Source organism: Streptomyces sp. NPDC057702 (assembly GCF_042799315.1).
Lineage (GTDB): Bacteria > Actinomycetota > Actinomycetes > Streptomycetales > Streptomycetaceae > Streptomyces.
In genome coordinates this window covers 188,439-207,238 of sequence record NZ_JBHVJC010000005.1, presented here as the reverse complement: position 1 = coordinate 207,238, position 18,800 = coordinate 188,439, and the positions used below count along the sequence as shown (strand labels likewise).

The 18,800-nt window shown below is 76.4% G+C and carries 12 protein-coding genes and 1 pseudogene; 3 read left to right on the top strand and 10 right to left on the bottom strand.

What is annotated here, in order from left to right:
• Window positions 1-59 precede the first annotated feature (59 nt).
• Window positions 60-2,696 carry a SpoIIE family protein phosphatase gene (locus tag ACFVFR_RS05480; RefSeq protein WP_383698342.1) on the bottom strand — a complete coding sequence of 879 codons (2,637 nt, stop codon included), beginning with the start codon at window positions 2,694-2,696 and terminating at the stop codon, window positions 60-62.
• Between the two features lie 381 nt (window positions 2,697-3,077).
• Here ACFVFR_RS05480 and ACFVFR_RS05475 point away from each other — a divergent pair, with 381 nt between their 5' ends.
• Both ACFVFR_RS05475 and ACFVFR_RS05470 read left to right on the top strand, forming a co-directional pair.
• Window positions 3,078-4,442, top strand: a complete 1,365-nt coding sequence (locus ACFVFR_RS05475; RefSeq protein WP_383698341.1) for a radical SAM protein — start codon at window positions 3,078-3,080, stop codon at window positions 4,440-4,442.
• A 283-nt stretch (window positions 4,443-4,725) separates the two neighbouring features.
• Window positions 4,726-5,316: pseudogene (locus ACFVFR_RS05470) on the top strand (phosphatase PAP2 family protein); the annotation flags it as partial.
• Window positions 5,317-5,427: 111 nt separating this feature from the next.
• Here ACFVFR_RS05470 and ACFVFR_RS05465 read toward each other — a convergent pair.
• The 3 genes from ACFVFR_RS05465 to ACFVFR_RS05455 form a co-directional block, all read right to left on the bottom strand.
• Window positions 5,428-6,123 carry a response regulator gene (locus ACFVFR_RS05465; protein WP_383698340.1) on the bottom strand — a complete coding sequence of 232 codons (696 nt, stop codon included), beginning with the start codon at window positions 6,121-6,123 and terminating at the stop codon, window positions 5,428-5,430.
• Between the two features lie 8 nt (window positions 6,124-6,131).
• Complete coding sequence (locus ACFVFR_RS05460; protein WP_383698339.1) at window positions 6,132-7,607, bottom strand: sensor histidine kinase; 1,476 nt, start codon at window positions 7,605-7,607, stop codon at window positions 6,132-6,134.
• A gap of 233 nt (window positions 7,608-7,840) precedes the next feature.
• The gene (locus ACFVFR_RS05455; RefSeq protein ID WP_383698338.1) at window positions 7,841-9,040 is read right to left on the bottom strand and encodes a DUF1266 domain-containing protein; all 1,200 of its coding nucleotides are present in this window, start codon (window positions 9,038-9,040) and stop codon (window positions 7,841-7,843) included.
• Window positions 9,041-9,656: 616 nt separating this feature from the next.
• On the opposite strand from ACFVFR_RS05455, the gene ACFVFR_RS05450 reads away from it, so the two are divergent.
• Entirely contained in the window at window positions 9,657-10,193 is a 537-nt protein-coding gene (locus ACFVFR_RS05450; protein ID WP_383698337.1) for a hypothetical protein, read from the top strand.
• 142 nt (window positions 10,194-10,335) lie between these two features.
• Here ACFVFR_RS05450 and ACFVFR_RS05445 read toward each other — a convergent pair whose 3' ends face one another.
• The 6 genes from ACFVFR_RS05445 to ACFVFR_RS05420 all read right to left on the bottom strand — a co-directional run bounded on the left by ACFVFR_RS05445 (window position 10,336) and on the right by ACFVFR_RS05420 (window position 18,798).
• Window positions 10,336-10,596, bottom strand: a complete 261-nt coding sequence (locus ACFVFR_RS05445; protein ID WP_383698336.1) for a DUF5988 family protein — start codon at window positions 10,594-10,596, stop codon at window positions 10,336-10,338.
• Between the two features lie 245 nt (window positions 10,597-10,841).
• Window positions 10,842-12,941 (bottom strand): ATP-binding cassette domain-containing protein, encoded by a 2,100-nt coding sequence (locus ACFVFR_RS05440; protein WP_383698335.1) that lies wholly within the window; start codon window positions 12,939-12,941, stop codon window positions 10,842-10,844.
• On the bottom strand, window positions 12,938-13,846 hold the full coding sequence (locus tag ACFVFR_RS05435) for an ABC transporter permease (protein ID WP_383698334.1): 909 nt from the start codon (window positions 13,844-13,846) through the stop codon (window positions 12,938-12,940). Before ACFVFR_RS05435 ends, ACFVFR_RS05440 begins: the two co-directional genes overlap by 4 nt.
• Window positions 13,843-14,790 (bottom strand): ABC transporter permease, encoded by a 948-nt coding sequence (locus ACFVFR_RS05430; protein ID WP_383698412.1) that lies wholly within the window; start codon window positions 14,788-14,790, stop codon window positions 13,843-13,845. The genes ACFVFR_RS05435 and ACFVFR_RS05430 overlap by 4 nt, the downstream gene beginning before the upstream one ends.
• Before the next feature lie 119 nt (window positions 14,791-14,909).
• Window positions 14,910-16,460: an ABC transporter substrate-binding protein gene (locus tag ACFVFR_RS05425; protein ID WP_383698333.1), complete on the bottom strand. Its 1,551-nt coding sequence runs from the start codon at window positions 16,458-16,460 to the stop codon at window positions 14,910-14,912.
• 199 nt (window positions 16,461-16,659) lie between these two features.
• Window positions 16,660-18,798, bottom strand: coding sequence for a helix-turn-helix domain-containing protein (locus ACFVFR_RS05420; RefSeq protein ID WP_383698332.1), 2,139 nt, complete (start codon window positions 18,796-18,798; stop codon window positions 16,660-16,662).
• Between the last annotated feature and the right edge of the window lie 2 nt (window positions 18,799-18,800).

Here is an 18,800-nt window from a genome sequence, read left to right as displayed (position 1 = left end):
CGGACACTGTCGTCCCCGGCCCCGCGCCGCGGTCCGTGGTTCGTTGGTGACCCACGCTCCTAGGACCCGGGCAGCGGCTGCTCCGTCCAGATGGTCTTGCCGTGTCGGGTGTAGCGGCTGCCCCAGCGGCTGGTGAGCTGGGCGACCAGGTACAGGCCGCGTCCGCCCTCGTCCGTGGCGCGGGCGCGGCGCATCCGGGGCTGGGTGCTGCTCGGGTCGGACACCTCGCAGATGAGCACGCCGGCCCGGATCAGCCGCAGCTCGACCGGGCCGCCCGCGTACCGGATGGCGTTGGTGACCAGCTCGCTGACCACCAGTTCGGTGGTGAAGGTCAGTTCGTGCAGGCCCCACTCGGCGAGTTGGCCGGAGACCAGCCCACGGGTGCCGGACACCACCGCCGGATCGGCCGCCAGCGTCCACGCGGCCGTGTCCCGCTCGGGGATCATCCGGGTGCGGGCCAGCAGCAGCGTGACGTCGTCCGGCAGCCGGGTGGGCGGCAGGTCGGTCACCACCTCGCGCGGCAGCCCCGCCAGCGGGCGGTGCAGCACGTCCGCCCGCCACAGCCGGGTGCGCAGCTCCGCCATCCCCTCGTCCACGTCGCCCGCGCCGCGCTCGACCAGCCCGTCGGTGTACAGCGCGAGGACGCTGCCGGGCGGCAGGTCGAGCTCGGTGATGTCGAAGGGCAGGCTGCTGACGCCCAGCGGCGGGCCCGGGTCCAGGTCGATGAAGCGGACCGACCCGTCCGGGGTGATCAGCGCGGGCGGCGGGTGCCCCGCGCTGGCCATGACGCAGTGCCGGGTCACCGGGTCGTAGGTGATGTACAGGCAGGACGCGCCGACCGAGTCGGTCAGCGAGTTCGGCGCCCCGTCCTCGATGCCGGGCCGGTCGCTGTCGGCCTCCACCGTCAGTTGCAGCACCAGGTCATCCAGGTGGGTCAGCAACTCCTCCGGGTCCACGTCCAGGTCGGCCAGGGTGCGCACGGCCGTACGCAGCCGCCCCATGGTGGCCGTGGCCTGCAACCCGTGCCCCACCACGTCGCCGACCACCAGCGCGACGCGGGCCGAGGAGAGCGGGATGACGTCGAACCAGTCGCCGCCCACGCCACGCGCCGCGTCGGTGGGCAGGTAGACGCTGGCCGTCTCCGCCGCCACGACGTCGGTGAGCGCGGGCGGCAGCAGGCTGCGTTGGAGCTTGACCGCGGCCCGCCGCTCGCGGGTGTAGCGGCGGGCGTTGTCGGCGGCGAGGCCGGCGCGCGCGGCGACCTCCTCCAGCAGGGTCAGGTCCTCCGCCTCGAAGGGCGTGACGGTGTCGGTGCGCCACACCGTCACGCGGCCCAACAGGATGCCGCGCGCGTGCAGCGGCGCCGTCATCACCGAGTGCGCGCCGGGTACGGAGCGGGCCCAGGCCAGCACCTCGTCGCTGTCGCCCCGCGCCTCCGTGGGCGCCCCGCGCTCGTCGGCCGCCGGCGTGGCGTCCGGGCCCGGGGCCCGCTCGTCCGCGGCGTCGTGGGCCCGCTCGTCCGCGGTGGTGCGGGCCGTCTCGCCCGGTGCCTCCTGGGCGCCGTCGGCCGTGGCGGTGCGCCGCAGGTCGGCGATCAGGCCACCGCGGCCGGTCCGTGGCGCGCCGCCGCGCGCCACCGCCTCGGCCCGACTGCCGTCCACGGCCTCGGCCGCCGCCGTGATGTCGCTCGCCCGGTGGGTGTCGATGCTGCCGAGCGTCATCGGGCCGGTGGGTAGCGGGCTCTCGTCCGCGCCGGCCACCGCCATCCGACGCAGCGCGAAGAGGTGCTCCCCGTCGTGCGCGGGCTCCTCGCCGATCAGTACCGGATCGGCCAGGTCGACGGCCGCCAGGTCGGCGAGGCCGGGCACCAGCACGCGCGCGAGGTCCTCACAGGTACGGATGATGGAGAGCGACTCGCCGAGCACCGCCGCCGCGTGGTGCAGCAGGTCCAGCCGCTGCCGGGCGCGGACGTGGTCGGTGATGTCGACGAAGAACGCGGCGACGCCCACCAGCTCGCCGTCGTACGGGTCGCGCAGCCGGAACGCGGAGATCGTCATGTGCCGCCCGCCGCGCGGGTCGTCCAGCGTGCGGATCAGCACCTCGATGCCCAGCCGCAGGTCACCGGTGCGCAGCACCTCGGCGAGGTGTTCCTCCAGGGCCGCCGCGTCCGCCGGGTACAGGAAGTCCGCCAGCCGCCGCCCGGCGAGGCCCTCGGGAACGCCGGTGTACCAGAGCAGATGCGCGTTGGTGCGCACCAGCCGCAGGTCCACGTCGAAGAGCACGACGCCCATCCGGTCCTGGAAGAACAGCTCGTGCGAGAAGGCGATGTCCTGCCGCCACCGCTCGTAGGCGGGGGTCGCGGCGGCGAGGACGAGGTGACGGGCGGCGTCCGCGCGCGGTTCGCCGCCCAGGGGCAGCACGCGGAAGGCGACGGACACGTCGTGGCCCGCGGTGTGCCGCAACAGCGCGCGGCCCTCCCACCCGTCGGCGGTACGCGCCGCCAGCACCCGCCGCCACTGCTCCCGGTCGGCCAGCAGCGTGCTGATGTGCCGACCACACGCCTGCTGGCCGCTCAGGTCGAGAAGCGCGGACGCCTCGTCCGTCCAGCCCAGGATCGTCCCGTGCGCGTCCAGCACGGCCCCGGCGGGGTCGCTGAGGGCGGACACGGGGTCCTCGGTCTCGTCCGCGCGTCGCATTCGCGTACACCTCGTTCGGCGTCCTGGCCGGCGCCCGCCGCGACGGCTCGTCGGGGCCGGGGCGAGCACCGCAGGACACCCGAGTGGCCCAGGCCGCGACGGACGGCCACTGTACGCCGGGCACCCGGACGGTGCCCGGCGTAGCGGTCCACCCCGCGCGGCGCGCCGTCGCCTCCGCGCTCGTCCACGGTAGGCGGGCCGAGACCGGACGGCACCCGGAGGGCGCCACCCGGGTCCCCGCCGCGCCCCGCCCCTCGCACCGCCGCACCGGGGCCCGCACCCCGCGCCGCCGCCCGTGCGGGCGCTCTGGTGCAATGAAGTGCCAGGGGCCGGGAGCCGCCGTACCGGCGGATGCCCATGACGCCAGGGATGGAGCAGCACATGGAGAGTCGGAGCCGGACCGCGCTGGTCGAGGATCTGATGGACCGCTTCCCGCAGGTGCCCGCGGAAGCGGTGATCAAGGAGGACCTGCTGCGCGGCGGCATGGCCTTCGACGAGTCCGCGCTCAGCGGCACGGCCGACGGCGCCGTTGGCGACGTCAAGCCCAAGTCGTACTTCATCTTCTCCTTCGACCACCGCACACTGCCCGAGCTGGGAGCCGCCGCGCTCAACCGCCCGCCGGAGGAGATCGTGCTCACCGGCGGCCCCTACGCGCTGCGACGCACCGTGGTCTCCGTGCGGGTCAACCCGGACTCGCCGTACGTGGTGCGGGCCGGCGCCGACGGCGCGCTCGGGCTCTACCTGGACGGCGCGCGGATCGCCGACGTCGGGCTGCCGCCGATGCCGGACTACTACCGGCACACGCTGGCGAACGGCAAGTCCGTGATGGAGGTGGCGCCGACCATCCAGTGGGGCTACCTGGTGTACCTGACGGTCTTCCGGGTGTGCCAGTACTTCGGGGCCAAGGAGGAGTGCCAGTACTGCGACATCAACCACAACTGGCGCCAGCACAAGGCGGCGGGCCGCCCGTACACCGGCGTCAAGCCCGTCGAGGAGGTCCTTGAGGCGCTGGAGATCATCGACCGGTACGACACGGCACGCGCCTCCCAGGCGTACACCCTCACCGGCGGCTCCATCACCTCGCACGTCGGCGGCCGGGACGAGGCCGACTTCTACGGGCACTACGCCCGGGCCATCGAGGAGCGCTTCCCCGGGCGGTGGATCGGCAAGGTCGTCGCGCAGGCGCTGCCGCGCGAGGACGTCCAGCGCTTCCACGACTACGGCATCCGCATCTACCACCCGAACTTCGAGGTCTGGGACCGGCGGCTGTTCGAGCTGTACTGCCCCGGCAAGGAGCGCTACGTCGGCCGCGACGAGTGGCACCGACGCATCCTGGACTCCACCGAGATCTTCGGCGCCCGCAACGTGATCCCGAACTTCGTGGCGGGCGTGGAGATGGCCGAACCCTTCGGCTTCACATCCGTCGGCGAGGCCATCGACTCCACCACCGAGGGCCTGCGGTTCTTCATGTCCCACGGCGTCGTGCCCCGCTTCACCACCTGGTGCCCCGAGCCCACCACCCCGCTGGGCAAGGCCAACCCGCAGGGCGCGCCGCTGGAGTACCACATCCGACTGCTGGAGACCTACCGCGCGACCCTGGAGGAGTACGGGCTGACCTCGCCTCCCGGCTACGGCCCGCCCGGACCCGGCCGCGCGGTGTTCTCCGTCAGCTCCTTCATGGACAGCCTCCCCGAGGCATCCGAGGGCGCCGACACCCCGGCCCCGGCCGGTAGCACCCCGGCCTGACACGCGCGGGCCTGACACGCGCCGACCTGACGCGCGCCGGCCCCCCGCCAACCCTGACGCGACGTCGGGCTCACGCCGCGTCAGGGTCGCCCGCTGTCGCGCTCACGGGGTGTCGGGCGCACGGGGGGTCGGGCGCACGGGGGGTCGGGCGCACGGGGGGTCGGGCTCGCGTGGCGTCGGGGTGGGTGGGGCCGCGTCCCGCGTCAACCCCGACGAAGGTGGGGGTCGGGCCCTGTCGTTCGGCCCGGGTGCCCGCGCACGGCCACTTCTACGTTCGGTGGCCATGAGACGAACACCCTCCCTCCGTTCCGGGTCCCTACGGCGCCCCCTGTCCGCTCTCGGCCTGCTGGCGGGCGTCGGCGCCGTGGTCGGCTGGCTGACCCCCGGCGGGGTCGGCCAGCCGGACGCCGTCCGGGTCACCGCCGGCCCGTCGGCCTCGGCGTACCGCTGGTTCCAGGACGGGCTGGCCGGCGCGCCGTCCTGGCTGGGAACGCTGAGCGAACTGGCCAGCGAGGGCACGGTGGTGCTGCTCGGGGCGCTGCTGGCCTGGACGTGTTGGCGCGCCCTGCGCCGGGGTGAGGCGCGCGGGGTGGCGGGCACACTGCTGACCGGTGTCGGCACCGTCGCCGCGTACGCCGCCAGCGAGGCGCTCAAGCTGGCCGTCGACGAGGAGCGGCCCTGTCGCGCGCTGCGTGACGGCGCGGCCCTCGGCGGGTGTCCGGAGCCGGGCGACTGGTCCTTCCCCAGCAACCACGCCACGCTGGCCGCCGGCATCGCGGTCGGCCTGGCCGTACTCCGGCCCCGGCTGGCACTGGTGACGCTGCCGCTCGCCGCCCTGGCGGCGCTGCTGCGCGTCGTCCTCGGGGTGCACTACCCGCACGACGTCCTGGCCGGCGCGACCCTCGGCGGCGGGGTGTGCGCCGCCCTGCTCCTCGCCGCGCTGCCGGCGGCCACCCGCGCCGCCACCCCGCTGGTGAGCCGGCTGTCACCGGCGACGGGGGCCCGACGGCCGCTCGGCCGGGGCGACCGCGCCCGCCTCGTGGGCGACGACCGCCGCCGCGGCGCGGTTCTCCACGCCGAGACCGGCCAGGATGGCGCTGACGTGCGCCTTGACCGTGCCTTCCACCACGTGCAGGCGCCGGGCGATCTGACCGTTGGACAGCCCGGCGCCCAGGTGGGAGAGCACCTCGCGCTCCCGGGCGGTGAGCGCCTGAACCCGCTCGCGGGCGGCGCTCCGCCGGCCCGCCGCGTCTCCGGCGCCGCTGGCGGCCAGGTGCGCGACCACACGGGCGGCGACCTTCGGTGACAGGTAGGCGGCGCCGTCGGCCACCGCGCGCACCCCGGCGACCAGTTCCTCGGGGTCGCCGGACTTGACCAGGAAGCCGACGGCGCCGCCTCCCAGCGCCCGCAGGATGTAGTCATCCTCACCGAAGGTGGTCAGCATGAGCACGCCGGTGCCCGGCGCGATCCGGGCGATCTCGGCCGCCGCCTCGATGCCGCCCGTACCGGGCATCCGGATGTCGAGCACGGCCACCTCGGGCCGGTGCCGCGCCACCAGGTCGATCGCGGCCCGCCCGTCCGCGGCCTCGGCCACGACCTCGATGTCGGAGGCGGTGGCCAGTACGGCGCGCACGCCGGCGCGGATCATCGCCTCGTCGTCGGCGATCAGTACGCGGATCACAGGGGACCTCAGTTCGTCAGTACGTCCAGCGACACCAGGCGGTCGCCGCGGAAACACAGCCGGTACGCGTCGCCCGACCGGTCGTCGAGGGGGTGGGCCGTCACGGCGTAGTACGCGCACGTGCTCGGCCCACCCGGTGGCCGCCCGGCCGGCGGACGGTGTGTCGTCTGGTGGCCCGGCAGCACCCGCTCGACCTCCGCCCGATCCTGTCCCACGCGCAGCCGGGCGTAGTCGGCCGGGTCCAGCACGGCCCGCGAGGTGGTCACCGCGTTCCACACCACCAGTACGGCGCTCAGCACCGCCCCCGTGACCAGCGGCAGCATCAGCGCGGCCACCAGCGTGCGGCGCAGCCGACGCCTGGCCCGCCGGTGCTCGTGCGGTACTCCCTCCCGCCCCGTCTCCTCCGCCGTCGGGGCCTCGCCGGCCGGCCACCCGAGATCGTCGGCCGGCGCGGCGCGGCGCCGCTCGGAGGGCGCCGGCGGGGTGTGCGGGATGCGGGCGGTGACCGCGAAGCCGCCGGCGTCCGGGCCACAGGAGAAGCTGCCGCCGGCCAGCCGCACCCGCTCGTCGAGGCCGATCAGCCCCCGCCCGCCGACGGGGCCGGCGGCCCCGGGCGCGCGCCGGTCCCCGGGCGCCGGCGGCCGGTCGCGTCCGAGGGCGGCCGGGGCCCGGGGGCCGTCGACCGGCGGCGGGCCGTTCACCACCCGCACCTCAAGTCCCTGGTCGGCGTAGTCGACCCGCACCGTCACCGGCGCGCCCGGCGCGTGCTTGGCCGCGTTGGTCAGGGCCTCCCGCACGACCCGGTACGCGGCCCGCTCCGCCACCGGCGAGGGGCGCCCCTCGCGTGCCCGGCCCGTGACGTCCAGCCGCACCGGGAGCCCGGCCCGCTCCGCCTGTGCCACCAGGCGCTCCAGGGTGGCCTCCGAGGCCCGCTCCGGCGCGGCGTCCGACTCCTCGCGCAGGACGCCGACCACCTCGCCGAGCCGCTCGACGGCCGCCGCGGCCCGCCCGCGGATCTCCCGGGCCGCCACCCGGTGCGGCTCGGCCAGGTCGGGGCTGAGCTGGAGCGCGCCGGCGGACAGGGCGATCAGGCTGAGGTCGTGGCCGAGCACGTCGTGCATGTCCTGCGCGATCCGGGCCCGCTCGCGCAGCCGGGCCTGCTCGGCGACCAGCCGCTGTTCGCGTTCGAGCTGTCCGGCCCGCTGCCAGCCGGCCCGTACCAGCTCCTGGTACTGCCGCCAGAACCGCCCCGAGAACCACGGCACCATCGCGGCGACCACCACCACCGCCACGAACACGCTGGACAGCTCCAGCCACGCGGGCACCACGGAGATCGCCACCAGGCCGGCCGCCAGCAGCGCGACGAGCACCAGCGCCGTGGGCAGCGTCCGCCCCGGCCGCCGCCCGGCCAGGAACGCGGCGACGGCGGTGGGCAGCGCCCACCACAGGCTGAGCACGCTCAGCCCGGCCGTCACCGTCGCCACGGCCGTCAGCAGGTGCCCGGGATCGAGCGGCGACCGCGCGCCCCCGCCGACCGCCCTCGCGCGCCACCGGGTCCGTCGCGGCGACGCGACGCGGCGCACGCGTGCGCGTGCGCTCCGGTTCGTTGTGCTCCTCACGCCCGTGACCCTACGAAAGCCGGCGGCGGCCCGACACTGCCGAAAGTCACATGCCGGCGGGGCCGCCGCGCGCACGACCGTGGCCGGCGCCGTCGGGCTCAGCCGTCGGGCGCGGTGAAGGCCAGGGTGCGCCAGGGGCTGGTGGGAGTGTCGAGCAGGATGCGGTGCGGGGCGAGCGCGGAGGCGTACATCGGTCCGAACGCCTCCTCGTCGAACCGCAGCACCCGGCCCAGCACGTAGCCGGCGGAGAAGTCCGACCACGAGCTGTACCGCCGGCGGCACAGCAGGCCGGCCCGGACCACGGCGGCCTCGGCCTCGGGGCGGTCGGCGTACCGCGCGCCGAGCCCCCAGCGGGCGACGCTCACCGCGCGCCCGAAGTCGTACGCCGCCGCCGAGGTGACGTACCCGTCGGGCGGCAGCAGCCCGTCGGCCCGAAAGCGCGCCTCGTAGCGCAGGATGCGCTGGATGAGCGTGCGGGCCTCGGACAGGTCGGACTGGCTCGCGCCCCGTTCGAGCAGGGTCGCCGCCGTCGCGCGCTGCCACACCTGCGCGTCCGGGCCCGAGCCGGGGGAGCGGCCCTCGACCGCCCGGCGCACCCGCAGGACGAACTCGGGCTGTGGCGGGCTGTTGCGGCCACGCAGCAGGAAGTCCAGCTGCCGGCGCCACTGCGCGCGGTTGGACGCGCCCCACGCCTCGCGCAGGATCTTGGTGTCGGCGCGATAGTCCGCGTAGACGTCGGTGAGGTCGTTCCACAGCGCGCGCCGGTGGACGGACAGGTGCGCGCCGCACGCCAGCCCCACGGCCAGCGGTCCGCTGAGCGGCCCGGTGTACTTCGTCAGCAGCGCGCCCGCCTCGTCGTCCGGCTCGCCGCCCGGCAGCCGTTCGCGCAGGGCCAGCCAGCGCCGGCGCTTGCGGCGCGCTCCGGGGAAGAACGCCTCGGTGGGCGTCCCCGGGTTGACGACCATGCCGCGCAGCTTCTCGCCCCACCACACGTACGGCGCCAGCGGCAGCGCGATGTCACAGGCCACCTCTCCGGCACGCGCCGGCGTGAGTTCGCCACGGGTGTACACGGCCAGGAAGCGCGGGCCGTGGGCCGCCGTGTAGGGGACCCAGGCGATGAGTTGGTCGTCATCCACGAGTTGCTTGGGCGCGTACGCGAAGGTCGGTGCGGCGAAGAGCACGCGGAGATACGCGTCCCAGTCCTGGCGCCTCTTCGCCTCGAACAGCGCCCTTTCGACGTCGGTCGGCGGCACCCAGGCGGGCACCGGCGCGGCTGCTCCCGTGATCGGCGTCCCCATGGAGGTCAGTATTCCCCGCCAGGGCGTCCCCCCACGGGTGGCGCCCGAATTGCGCCTGGGCGCGCGGTGGTCGATCGCCGCATACGCGCCACCGCGCGCCACCGCGCACCGGCCCGCGCCGTCGTGCCGGCGCGGGCGCGACCTCGACACCCGCCCCGGCGGCTGTCCGACGGGGCGCGGCCGGCACGGCGCACCGCCCCGCGCCCCGCGCGGCCGGCCGGCGCGGGGCGGGCCGGCCAGCTCCCCTTGGCCGGCCCACGTCGCGGGCGTGGAGATGGGGGTTCACGGAGAGACGTAGGGGTTCGGCGCGGCGGGTGGCGGGAGGTCGGCGACCGTGACGGCGGCGGGGTGTCGGTCGCGGTCCGGGCCGGGCGGCCGGCGCGGACCGTGGAAGGCCAGGTCGGGGCCGCCGCACAGGACGCCCTGGAGGAAGGGGCGGCGGACCGGGGGGCGGCGCGATGGCCGGCTCGCGAGCCCGGGCGCGGAGGGCCGCTGTGCAACGGCTGGATATCGATTGTGTCCCCGGGTCTCGACGGACCTCGCCCGAGGGCCGGCGAATCCGCCACGGCCTGCTACGTTTCCCGGGCAATTGATCAGGGCATGACGGGGGACTTCCGTGCGAAACAAGACAAGGCTCGCCGCCGCCGCCGCTGTCGCGGCGCTGGCACTCACACTGACCGGCTGTGGCGACGACGGCGACGGGGGCGGCTCGTCGCCCTTCGGCAAGCCCAAGGGCGGCAGCGAGGTCATCGGCGGCGGCACCGCCACCGGCGGCGACGAGATCAAGATCCCGGGCCCCAACGAGTCCGCCCTCAGCGGTGGTTCGAGCTCGACGGGCACCTCCGGCTCCACCGGCCTCTCCGGTTCGACCGGCGGCGGCGACACCAGCAGCGCCCAGGGCATCTGGTACATGTCGGAGCGGACCGACTCCGGGCAGATCGGCGTGCTCACCGTCTCCGGCACCTCGTTCGCGATGCGCATGGGCACCATCACCTGCGCGGGAACCGCCGACGAGGCCATGAACGTCAACGCCACCTGCCAGGGCGAGACGATGACCGGCAAGGCCGTGGTCAGCGACGGCGGTCAGAAGCTGACCATCACCTGGAGCGACAGCGGCACCGACGAGTTCCAGCGGCAGATCCCCACCTCCTGACACGGGAGCGGGCCCGCGCCCACGGGCGTGCGAGCGGCCCGGCTCGCACGCCACGTAACCCGCCTCGGCACGCGACCACGGCCCCTACCAGGGGGCCTGTGGCCGCGTGCTGACGTGTGCGCGGGTGACCGTACCCGCTGGGTTACTCGGCGACGTAGGTGGTGCGCGTCCAACGCAGGACGCGCAGGGCGCACTCGCCGTGGGCCACCGTCTCGGCGGTTGGCGCGAAGTGCGCGTAGTGGTTCCCGCGCGGCAGCTTCAGGGTGGCGGCGGGGTCGTCGACGTACCGGATGCGCTCGTGCGGGGGGAGGTCCTCGGCGGGGCCTCCGCGCAGGATCACGTTGGCCTCGGCGGGCGCGGTCTGACGCGGCAGAACGTCTTCGGTCGCGAGTTCATTGGTCACGAGGGAAAGCTCCTCCGGTGTGCGGCACTGTGGAGGCCATACGCGATCTCCAGCGAGGCGACGGCCTGCCTTCCTCGCAGTTCAGCAGCAGTTCGACGACCCGAGTAACCCCTAATTCCGTTTCGTCGGGACCGCTGGGGTTTCTGGGGGCTCTAGGGGCTTGGCGGTGACCCACGTCACGCCGACTGCCTCGCGCGGGCCCGCCACGCTGTGCCGCGTCTGCCCGCGGGTGGGTACGGCGGTGGTCACGCCGTCGAGGTCGGTCCGGTGCGGGGTGGGTGGCCGGCCAGGAGCGCGCGGGTGACGGCGTGCTCCGGCGCGCCGAACACCCGCTCCGTGGGCCCGGTTTCGACCGCGCGCCCCGCGTCGAGCACCAGCACCGACTCGGTCCGGTCGCCGATCAGCCGCAGGTCGTGGCTGATCAGGGCGAGCGCGAGGCCGTGCCGTGCGCGCAGGTCGACCAGCAGGTCCATGATCGCCGTGGCCGTTCGCCCGTCCAGCGCCGAGGTCACCTCGTCGCACACCAGCACGTCGGGGTCGGCCGCGAGGGCCCGGGCGATGGACACGCGTTGCCGCTGGCCACCGGAGAGCTCGTGCGGATAGCGCTCGGCGAATTCGCCGGGCAGCGCGACCTGTTCGAGGAGTTCGGCCACCCGCCGGCGGGCGGCGGCGCCGCCCAACCGGTGGTGCAGCCGCAGCGGACGGGCGACGGCGGCGCCCGCCGTGACGCTCGGGTTGAGCGTGCCCAACGGGTCCTGCGGGACGAGCTGTACGCGACGCCGTTGGTCGCGGGAGCGCCCGTGCACGGATGCCGCCAGCGGCGTGCCGCGCAAGGTCACCGCGCCCGCCGCCGGCGGGTGGAGCCCCACCAGCGCGCGGGCCAGGGTCGTCTTGCCCGAGCCCGATACGCCCACGACGCCGATGGCCGCACCGGCCCGCAGCGTCAGGTCCACCGTGTCCAGCACGGTACGCCGCGCGCGTCGCGGGCCCACCACCGCGCTCAGGCCACGCACCGTCAGGAGCGCGGCGGGCGATGCGGCGGGAAGCGGCCCGGCGGCCTGCGCCGGGGCGTCCACCTCGTCGGAGGCGGGCCCGTCCGGGGCGAGCCCGCCGGCGCGGGGGTCGATGGAGCCGAGCCCGTCGGGGCGGAGGCCGCCGGGCCGTGGGCCGGGATCGGCCGCGCCGCACGGGCCGGCGTCGGTGTCCGTGGCCGCTCCCCCGCGCGCACGGTCGTCGGCCGCCCCCGCGCGCGCGTGAACCCCGTCGCCCGGTCCCGCGCCCGTACCCTCCTTCGCGCGGAAAGCCACGCCGGGGCCGCCGACCGGACCCGTAGCCGTGGCGGCCCCCGGTTCGCGGACCGGTCCCGTCTCCGTACTCGGCCCCGCCCCGGCGCGCGCGCCTTCGCCCGTGGCGCGCCTCGCGTCCGAGCCGTCGCCCGGACTGCCCCCTGCTTCCGGGCCGTCGGCCGGTCCCGCCTCGGTCGCCGCTCCCGGGGTGGGGGGCGCGCCCGGTACGAGCGGCGTGCCCCGGATGACCGGCGCGGCGGGGGCCGGGAGTGTGGGCGGAGTCGGGGGCGGAGCCCAGGAGTGGGATGGCGGGCGGAGTTCGACGACCTCGTCGGCGAGGCGGGTCACCAGGTCGGCGTCGTGGCAGGAGAGGGCGACGGCCAGCCGGTGCTCCGTGGCCAGGTGACGCAGCAGGTCGGCGACCTCGTCACGGAGGGCGGGGTGCAGGCCGGCCGTCGGTTCGTCGAGCAGCAGCACCGCCGGCTCCCTGGCCAGCGCCCTGGCCAGGGCGACGCGGCGCTGCTGGCCGCCGGAGAGCGCGCCTGGCCGGCGGTCGGCCAGACCCTCGTCGGTGGGCAGGCGCACCTCGGTCAGCAGCCGGTCGACCGGGTCGGGCGCCCGCCGGGCCGCCGTCTCGCGGAGCAGCGACCGTACGCGCATGCGCGGGTTGAGTCCGGAGCCCGGGTCCTGGCCGACATAGGCGACGTGGTGTCGGCGCAGCGCTCGCAGGTCGCGCTCGGCCATCCGTAGCACCGGGTGGCCCAGTACCCGCACCGTGCCCCCCGTCCACCTCGTGCCCGGCGGCAGCGCGCCGGCGACGGCCCGTAGCAGCGTGGTCTTGCCCGCCCCCGAAGGCCCCGTCAGCGCGACCACCCGGCCGGCCCGTACGGTCAGGGAACCCGCGGCGAGCAGCGGCCGGTCCTCGGCGTCGACCACCGTCAGGTCGGTGACCCGCACGGCCGGTTCAGCGGTGTCGTCCGGGGCGCTGGCCTGGCCGGCGACCGCCCCGGGCCGTCGCGACGGGGGTGGTGTCGACGTCCGGTGCGCGGGGCGGCTCACAGCGCGGTCACCGCCTTCCGGCCGGTACGCGGGGCGAGGGCGACGGCCGCCAGGTTGACGCTCATGGCCAGCAGGCCGACGGCGACGCTGGGGGCGACCACGGCCCACGGGTTGAGGAGGATGCCGGCCGAGTTCTCGCGGATCATCAGCGCCCAGTCGGCGGTCGGTGGCCGGGGGCCCACCTGAAGGAAGCCGGCGGTGGCGACGAGGTAGACGGCGGCGACGAAGCGCAGCCCGAACAGCGCGAGCAGCGTGGCGCGCAGGTTCGGCAACACCTCGCGCACCACCAGGTGCCACAACCCCTCACCGCCGGCCGTGGCCGCCTCCACATACCCCGAGGCCGCGACGGGCGCGGCGGCGCCCGCGGCCAGGCGTACCGCGTACGGCACGCCCAACGCCACCGCCGCGGTGATGACCGCGAGTCGGCCGCCGTCGGGCCAGGACAGCGAGATCAGCAGGATGCCAAGCACCGCGGGCAGCAACATCAGCACGTCGGCGGCGCGTTCGACGAAGCGCCCGACCGCCGGCCGCAGCGCGCTGACCGCGCCGAGCACGGCGGCGAGGCCGGTCACCAGGACGGCCACCAGGAGCGAGGTGGCGATGAGTTGCCGGCCGCCGGCCAGCAGCCGGCTGAGGACGTCACGGCCGAGTTGGTCGCCGCCCAACGGCGCGGCGCCGCCGGGTTCGGCGTACGGGGCGGTCACCGGCTCGGCCACGGCGTGCGGGGCGAGCCAGGGGCCGGCTGCCGCCAGCGTGACGAGCAGCAGCGCGGGCGCCGTGCGCGCTGCGACACCCCAGCGGCCCGCGCGCGCCCGACGCGCCGCGCGGTCGGGCTGGTAGCCGCGCGACCGGGCGTGGCGCCGGGGCCGGCCACGGCGGCTCGCGGGGCGGGGTGAGGTGCTCATCCGCGCCTCCCGGCCACGGTGTCGCGCACCAGGTCGGCGAGCAGCAGCACACCGCTGATGACCGCACCGGTCAGGGCCACCACGCCGGCGATCACGGGGCTGTCGCGGTCGGTGACGGCTCCGGCGAGCACCGAGCCGACGCCCGGGTAGTTGAAAATGGTCTCGACCACGACCGCGCCGCCGAGCAGCATGCCGGTCGAGGTGGCCAGGCCAGCGGCGACGGCCGGCAGCGCGCCCGGCAGCAGATGGTGTGTCAGCACCCGGTGCCGGGGCAGTCCGTCGACGACCGCCGCCACCACGTGCGGGGCCGCGGCCTCGTCGGCCAGCGCGGCCCGTACGATCCGGGTGTTCCAGCCGATCTGCGGGATGGCCAGCGCGCCCACCGGCAGCACCAGCATGTCCCAGGAGGCGGGTGAGCCGGAGGCGTCGGTGAGGGTCACGGCCGGCAGCCAGCCCGTCCACTGGGAGAACACCAGCACCAGCGCGACGGCCACCACGAACTCCGGCAACGCCAACACCGCCGTCGCGCTCCCGGAGACGGCGCGGTCGACCGGGCCGCCGGGGCGTAGCGCGGCCCAGCAGCCGAGGGCCAGGGACGCCGCGACGGTCACCACCAGGGCCAGCCCGCCCAGCAGCAGCGTGTTGGGAAACGGGGTGCCCAGCAGCGAACCGACCGACTCCCCGCGCGCGGAGGTGCCCAGGTCGCCGGTGGGCAGCGCCGCCATCCAGTCGGCGAACCGCTCCAGGACGGGCCGGTCGAGCCCGAGTGAGTGGCGCCGCGCCGCGATGGCCGCGGCGGACTCGCCGCGCTCGGAGGTGGCGCGGGCGGCGTCCCCCGGCAGCAGTTCCACGGCGACGAAGACCAGCGCCAGGAGCGTCGCGAGCAGCAGCGCGCGGCGGGCCAGCAGCCCGGCCAGCCGCAGCCCGAGCGACCCGGCCCGCACGAGCCCACCGGGCGCCGCGCGCCCCGACCCACCGGCCCTGGCACCCGCCGCCGCCTCGGCGCCGGCCCCGGTCGGCGGGTCGGCGGCGGCGCGGGACGCGAGCCGCCGCGCCGGGCCCCTCAGCGGGCCAGCCACGCGCGCTCAAGCTGGACGCGTCCGTACCCGGGCAGCTTCGGCAGCCCGCGCACCGGCGCCGCGGCCAGGTCGATGCCGTCGGCCACGCCCCACAGCAGGTAGCCGGAGCGCTCGTGCTGGATGCGCTGGAGCTCGCGTAGCGGCGCCACGCGCGCGCGGGCGTCGGCGGTGCGCATGGCCTTGTGGTAGGCGGCGTCGAAGGCCGGGTCCCGCCAGCCCGCCTCGTTCTGCGCGGCGTCGGACGACAGCGTCTTGCTCGCGAAGAACACCACCGAGTCGTTGGTGCCCCAGTAGGTGGTGTACAGGTCGCCCTTGAGCCACGTCTGGTCGTAGAAGACGGCCGACTCGCGGGTGACGACCTTCACCCGGACGCCGGCCTCGCGTACCTGACCGGCGAAGAGGGTGGCCGACTCGGCGAGCGCGGGCACGTCCTCGGTGGTGACCAGCTCGTACGTCCTGGCCAGGTCGAAGTCCGCCTCGGCCAGCAGCTTCCGGGACCGGTCGAGATCGCGGACCCGTTGCGGCAGGGACCGGTCGTACGCCGGGTCGCCGGTGCCCATGACGTCGTTGCCGACCACGCCGTACCCGGACAGGGCCTGCCGCACCATGGCCTCCCGGTCGACGGCCAACCGCAGCGCCTCGCGCACCCGGGGGTCGGCGTACGGACCGTCGGCCGTCCGCATCACGATCGGCAGGGGCATGTCATCACGACGTCGGACGACCTGGACGTCCGCGCGCCTCTCGGCCGTCCGGGCGGCGACCGCGCCGACGTTGGAGGCCAGGTCGAGCTGGCCGGCCAGGAGGGCGTTGGACATCGCCTGCGGACTCTCGAAGAGCCGCACCTCGATCGCGTCGAGCAGCACCTCGCCGCCGTGCCACGCGTCGTTGCGCACCAGGCGCGCGTTGCCGCCGCGGTACCAGTCGAGCCGGAAGGGCCCCGTCCCCGGGCTCCGGTGGATCTCTCCGTCGGGGGTGTCACGCTTGAGGACGAAGGTGGACAGGCGCATGAGCTGGGGCAGTTCGGCGTTGGGGTAGTCGGAGACCAGTTCCACGCCGCGCTCGCCGTACGGCCGGATGTTCCGCGCGGCCACGCCCGGCATCCGGGAGGCGCCCGAGGGGGTGCCGCGCAGTCGGCGCAGCGACCAGACCAGGTCGGCGGCGGTCACCGGCGATCCGTCGTGGAAGGCGGCGCCGTCGGCGACGGTGAAGCGCCAGGTGCGCAGGTCCCTGGACGACGTCCACGAGGACGCGAGGCGGGGCACCGTGTTGGTCTTCCCGCCGGGGGCCGTCAGGGTGTCGTAGACGAGGGCGATGACCAGGTAGTCGCTCTCGTTGGCCTGGACGCCGTGCGGGTCGCGGGTGATGGCGGCGGTCCGGCCGAGCGCGCCCACCCGCAGCGTGCCGCCCCTGCGGGGCTTCTCGCCGTCGTGCGGCCCGGTCGGGGCCCCGCCGCCGTTTCCCCCGCACGCGCCGAGGAGGGTCGTGGTCCCCAACGCGCCACCCGCCCACAGGAGTCGCCTTCTGGTCGCGTTCACGCTGTCCCCGATCCGCAGGTGTGTTCCTACTGTTCAGACGCGGCTCGAACGGTAGGTAAGGCTTGCCTAAAGCTGCAAGGGGCGGGGTCCCGGCTGGCCGGTGTTCGTCGTCGCACGCCAACCGGTGTGCGCGGGGGTGGGCGGGTGCACGCCCCCGCGCGGGCGGCGCGTGCGCGGTCGCGACGGTCAGGCCATCCGGTCAGGGGTCGTTGCGGAGCCACCCGCCATCGGCGGACCAGTACCCATATTCCGGGCGGCCCTTGACGCTGCTGGTCCGGAAGGGCCGGCCGCCGTCGTCGACGCGTACCGTCCCCTGTCGGTCGCCGCTGGTCCAGTCCAGTTCCAGGTACCACTGGCAGTCGCAGGCGACCGTGCGCGCGTCGACGCGCAGCACCTCGGGGTCGGTGGCCGAGACCCGGTACGGAAAGCGCACGGCGGGCAGCGTCTGTCGCCCGTCGTACCCGTCGGTGGGCCTGGCCTGCGGTCGGGCGGCGTCCAGGTCGACGGCGAACGCGCGCGGCGTCAACGCGCCCCCGCAGCCGTTCTCCATCGCGAACGAGGGCCAGGCGAGCGGCGCCTGGCGCCCCACCACCCGCACCTGGAGCCCGCGCAACACCACGGCCTGCGACGACCGTCCGACCACGGTCACCTCCACGTTGGTCGTGCCCCCGTGGACGGCCCCGTGCGCCGACGCCCAGCCGGGCGCGTCCTGCTCCACCGGCGGCGGGGCGACCTGGGCGGGGGAGCGGTCGACGACGTAGCGGTGGTCGCAGCCGTTCTCCCACACGTGCGAGCGGGCGCTGAGCGCGAGCGGGGTGCCGGTCCCGCCGTTCGCGCCGCCCCGACCCGCGTCGCCCGTACGGGGCGGCGCGCCCGTGGCGGGGTCGTCGTCGGGGGTGGCGGCCTCGCCCGGCCCGGTGGGCGTGGGCGTGCCGCGTGTCGCGTCCGCCCCCCGGCCCCGGTTCTCCTGGTCCTCGCGGCTCCGCTGGTCGCGCCGGCCTTCCCGGCCCCGGTCGCCCTGGCGTTCCGGCTCGCGCTCCCGCGCCGCGCCGCCCGACTCGCCCCGTGGCCGCTCCGCCGACGCCCCGGGGCGCGGGGACGTCGTGGGCCCCTCGGTCGGCCCGCTCCCGGTATCCGTGGTGGCGCGCTGGGCGCGGGGCTGATCCGGGGTCGAACCCGCCGCCGCCGCGCCGATGACGGCCGCCGCGAACAGCGCACCCGCCGCGCCCCACACGGCGGCCCGCCGTCCGCCGACCCGCGCGACGAGCGGGCCCACCCACCGTGGTCGCCCCGCTCCGCGCGCGGCGACCACTCCCCGCGCGGCGGCGGCCCCACCGCCACCCGTCGGGGCGCCGTCGACGGGCCGCGTACCGCTGTCGGCTGACGTGGCGGCACCCTTCGACCCGCCCCCGGTGGCCCGCGCACCGGTAGAGACCGGTGCGACGGCCCCGCTCGGATCGCCGCCGGCGCGTGCCGCGTCCGCGGCGGGCTGCGCGCCGGCCTCGGCGGTGCCCGACGCGTCGGATACGCGGGGGCCTTCCGTGACGGTCGGCCCGGGTGGCCCCCCGGTCAGGCCCTCGGCCGTCACCGCCCCCGGCTCGGCCGCCGTCCCCGGAGCCGGCCCGCGCCCCGCCTCCGTGTCCCGTATGGCGACCGCCTTGGCCACCGTCGGCACTGGCCCGGGCCCGGCGTCCGAGGCGGCCCCTCGCGCGGAACCCGGCTCGGCGCCCGGGGCCACCCTCCCCCCGGACTCCGACCCGGCACCCGGCGTCACACCCCGCGCCGAACCCGAGGTCGTCCCCGACGTGTCGCCCGAGCCGGAACCCGCCCCGGCTGACCCGGTAGCCGATCCGGAATCCGGCGCGGAAGCCCGCGCGGAGTCCGGCGCGGGTGACGGTGCGGGGGCGGGAGGAGAACTCGCCTCATCGGTCGCGGTGTTGTCGCGTGGAGCGGCATCCTGGTCGCGGGCGTCGCGGGCGTCGCGGGCGTCGCGGGCGTCGCGGGCGTCGCGGGCGTCGCGGGCGTGAGGCCGGGCGCGTGTCGGGGCGGGGCCACGGGAGGCCGTCGAGCCTCGGGTGGGGGCGGCGCGGCGGGCCGCGTCCGCCAGGAGCCAGCGGCGGTGCAGCTCCACCAACTCGTCCGGCGTGGCGGCGCAGAGCCTGGCCAGCCGCTCCACCGGAGCGTAGTCCGCCGGCACCGCGTCGCCGTTGCAGTAGCGGTGCAGCGTGGAGGTGCTGACGTGCAGGCGGCGCGCCAGCGCGCCGTAACTCCGCCCCGACCGCTCCTTCAACTCCCGCAGACAGTCCGCGAACGCCTCGACCTCGGTCGCGCTTCCCACCA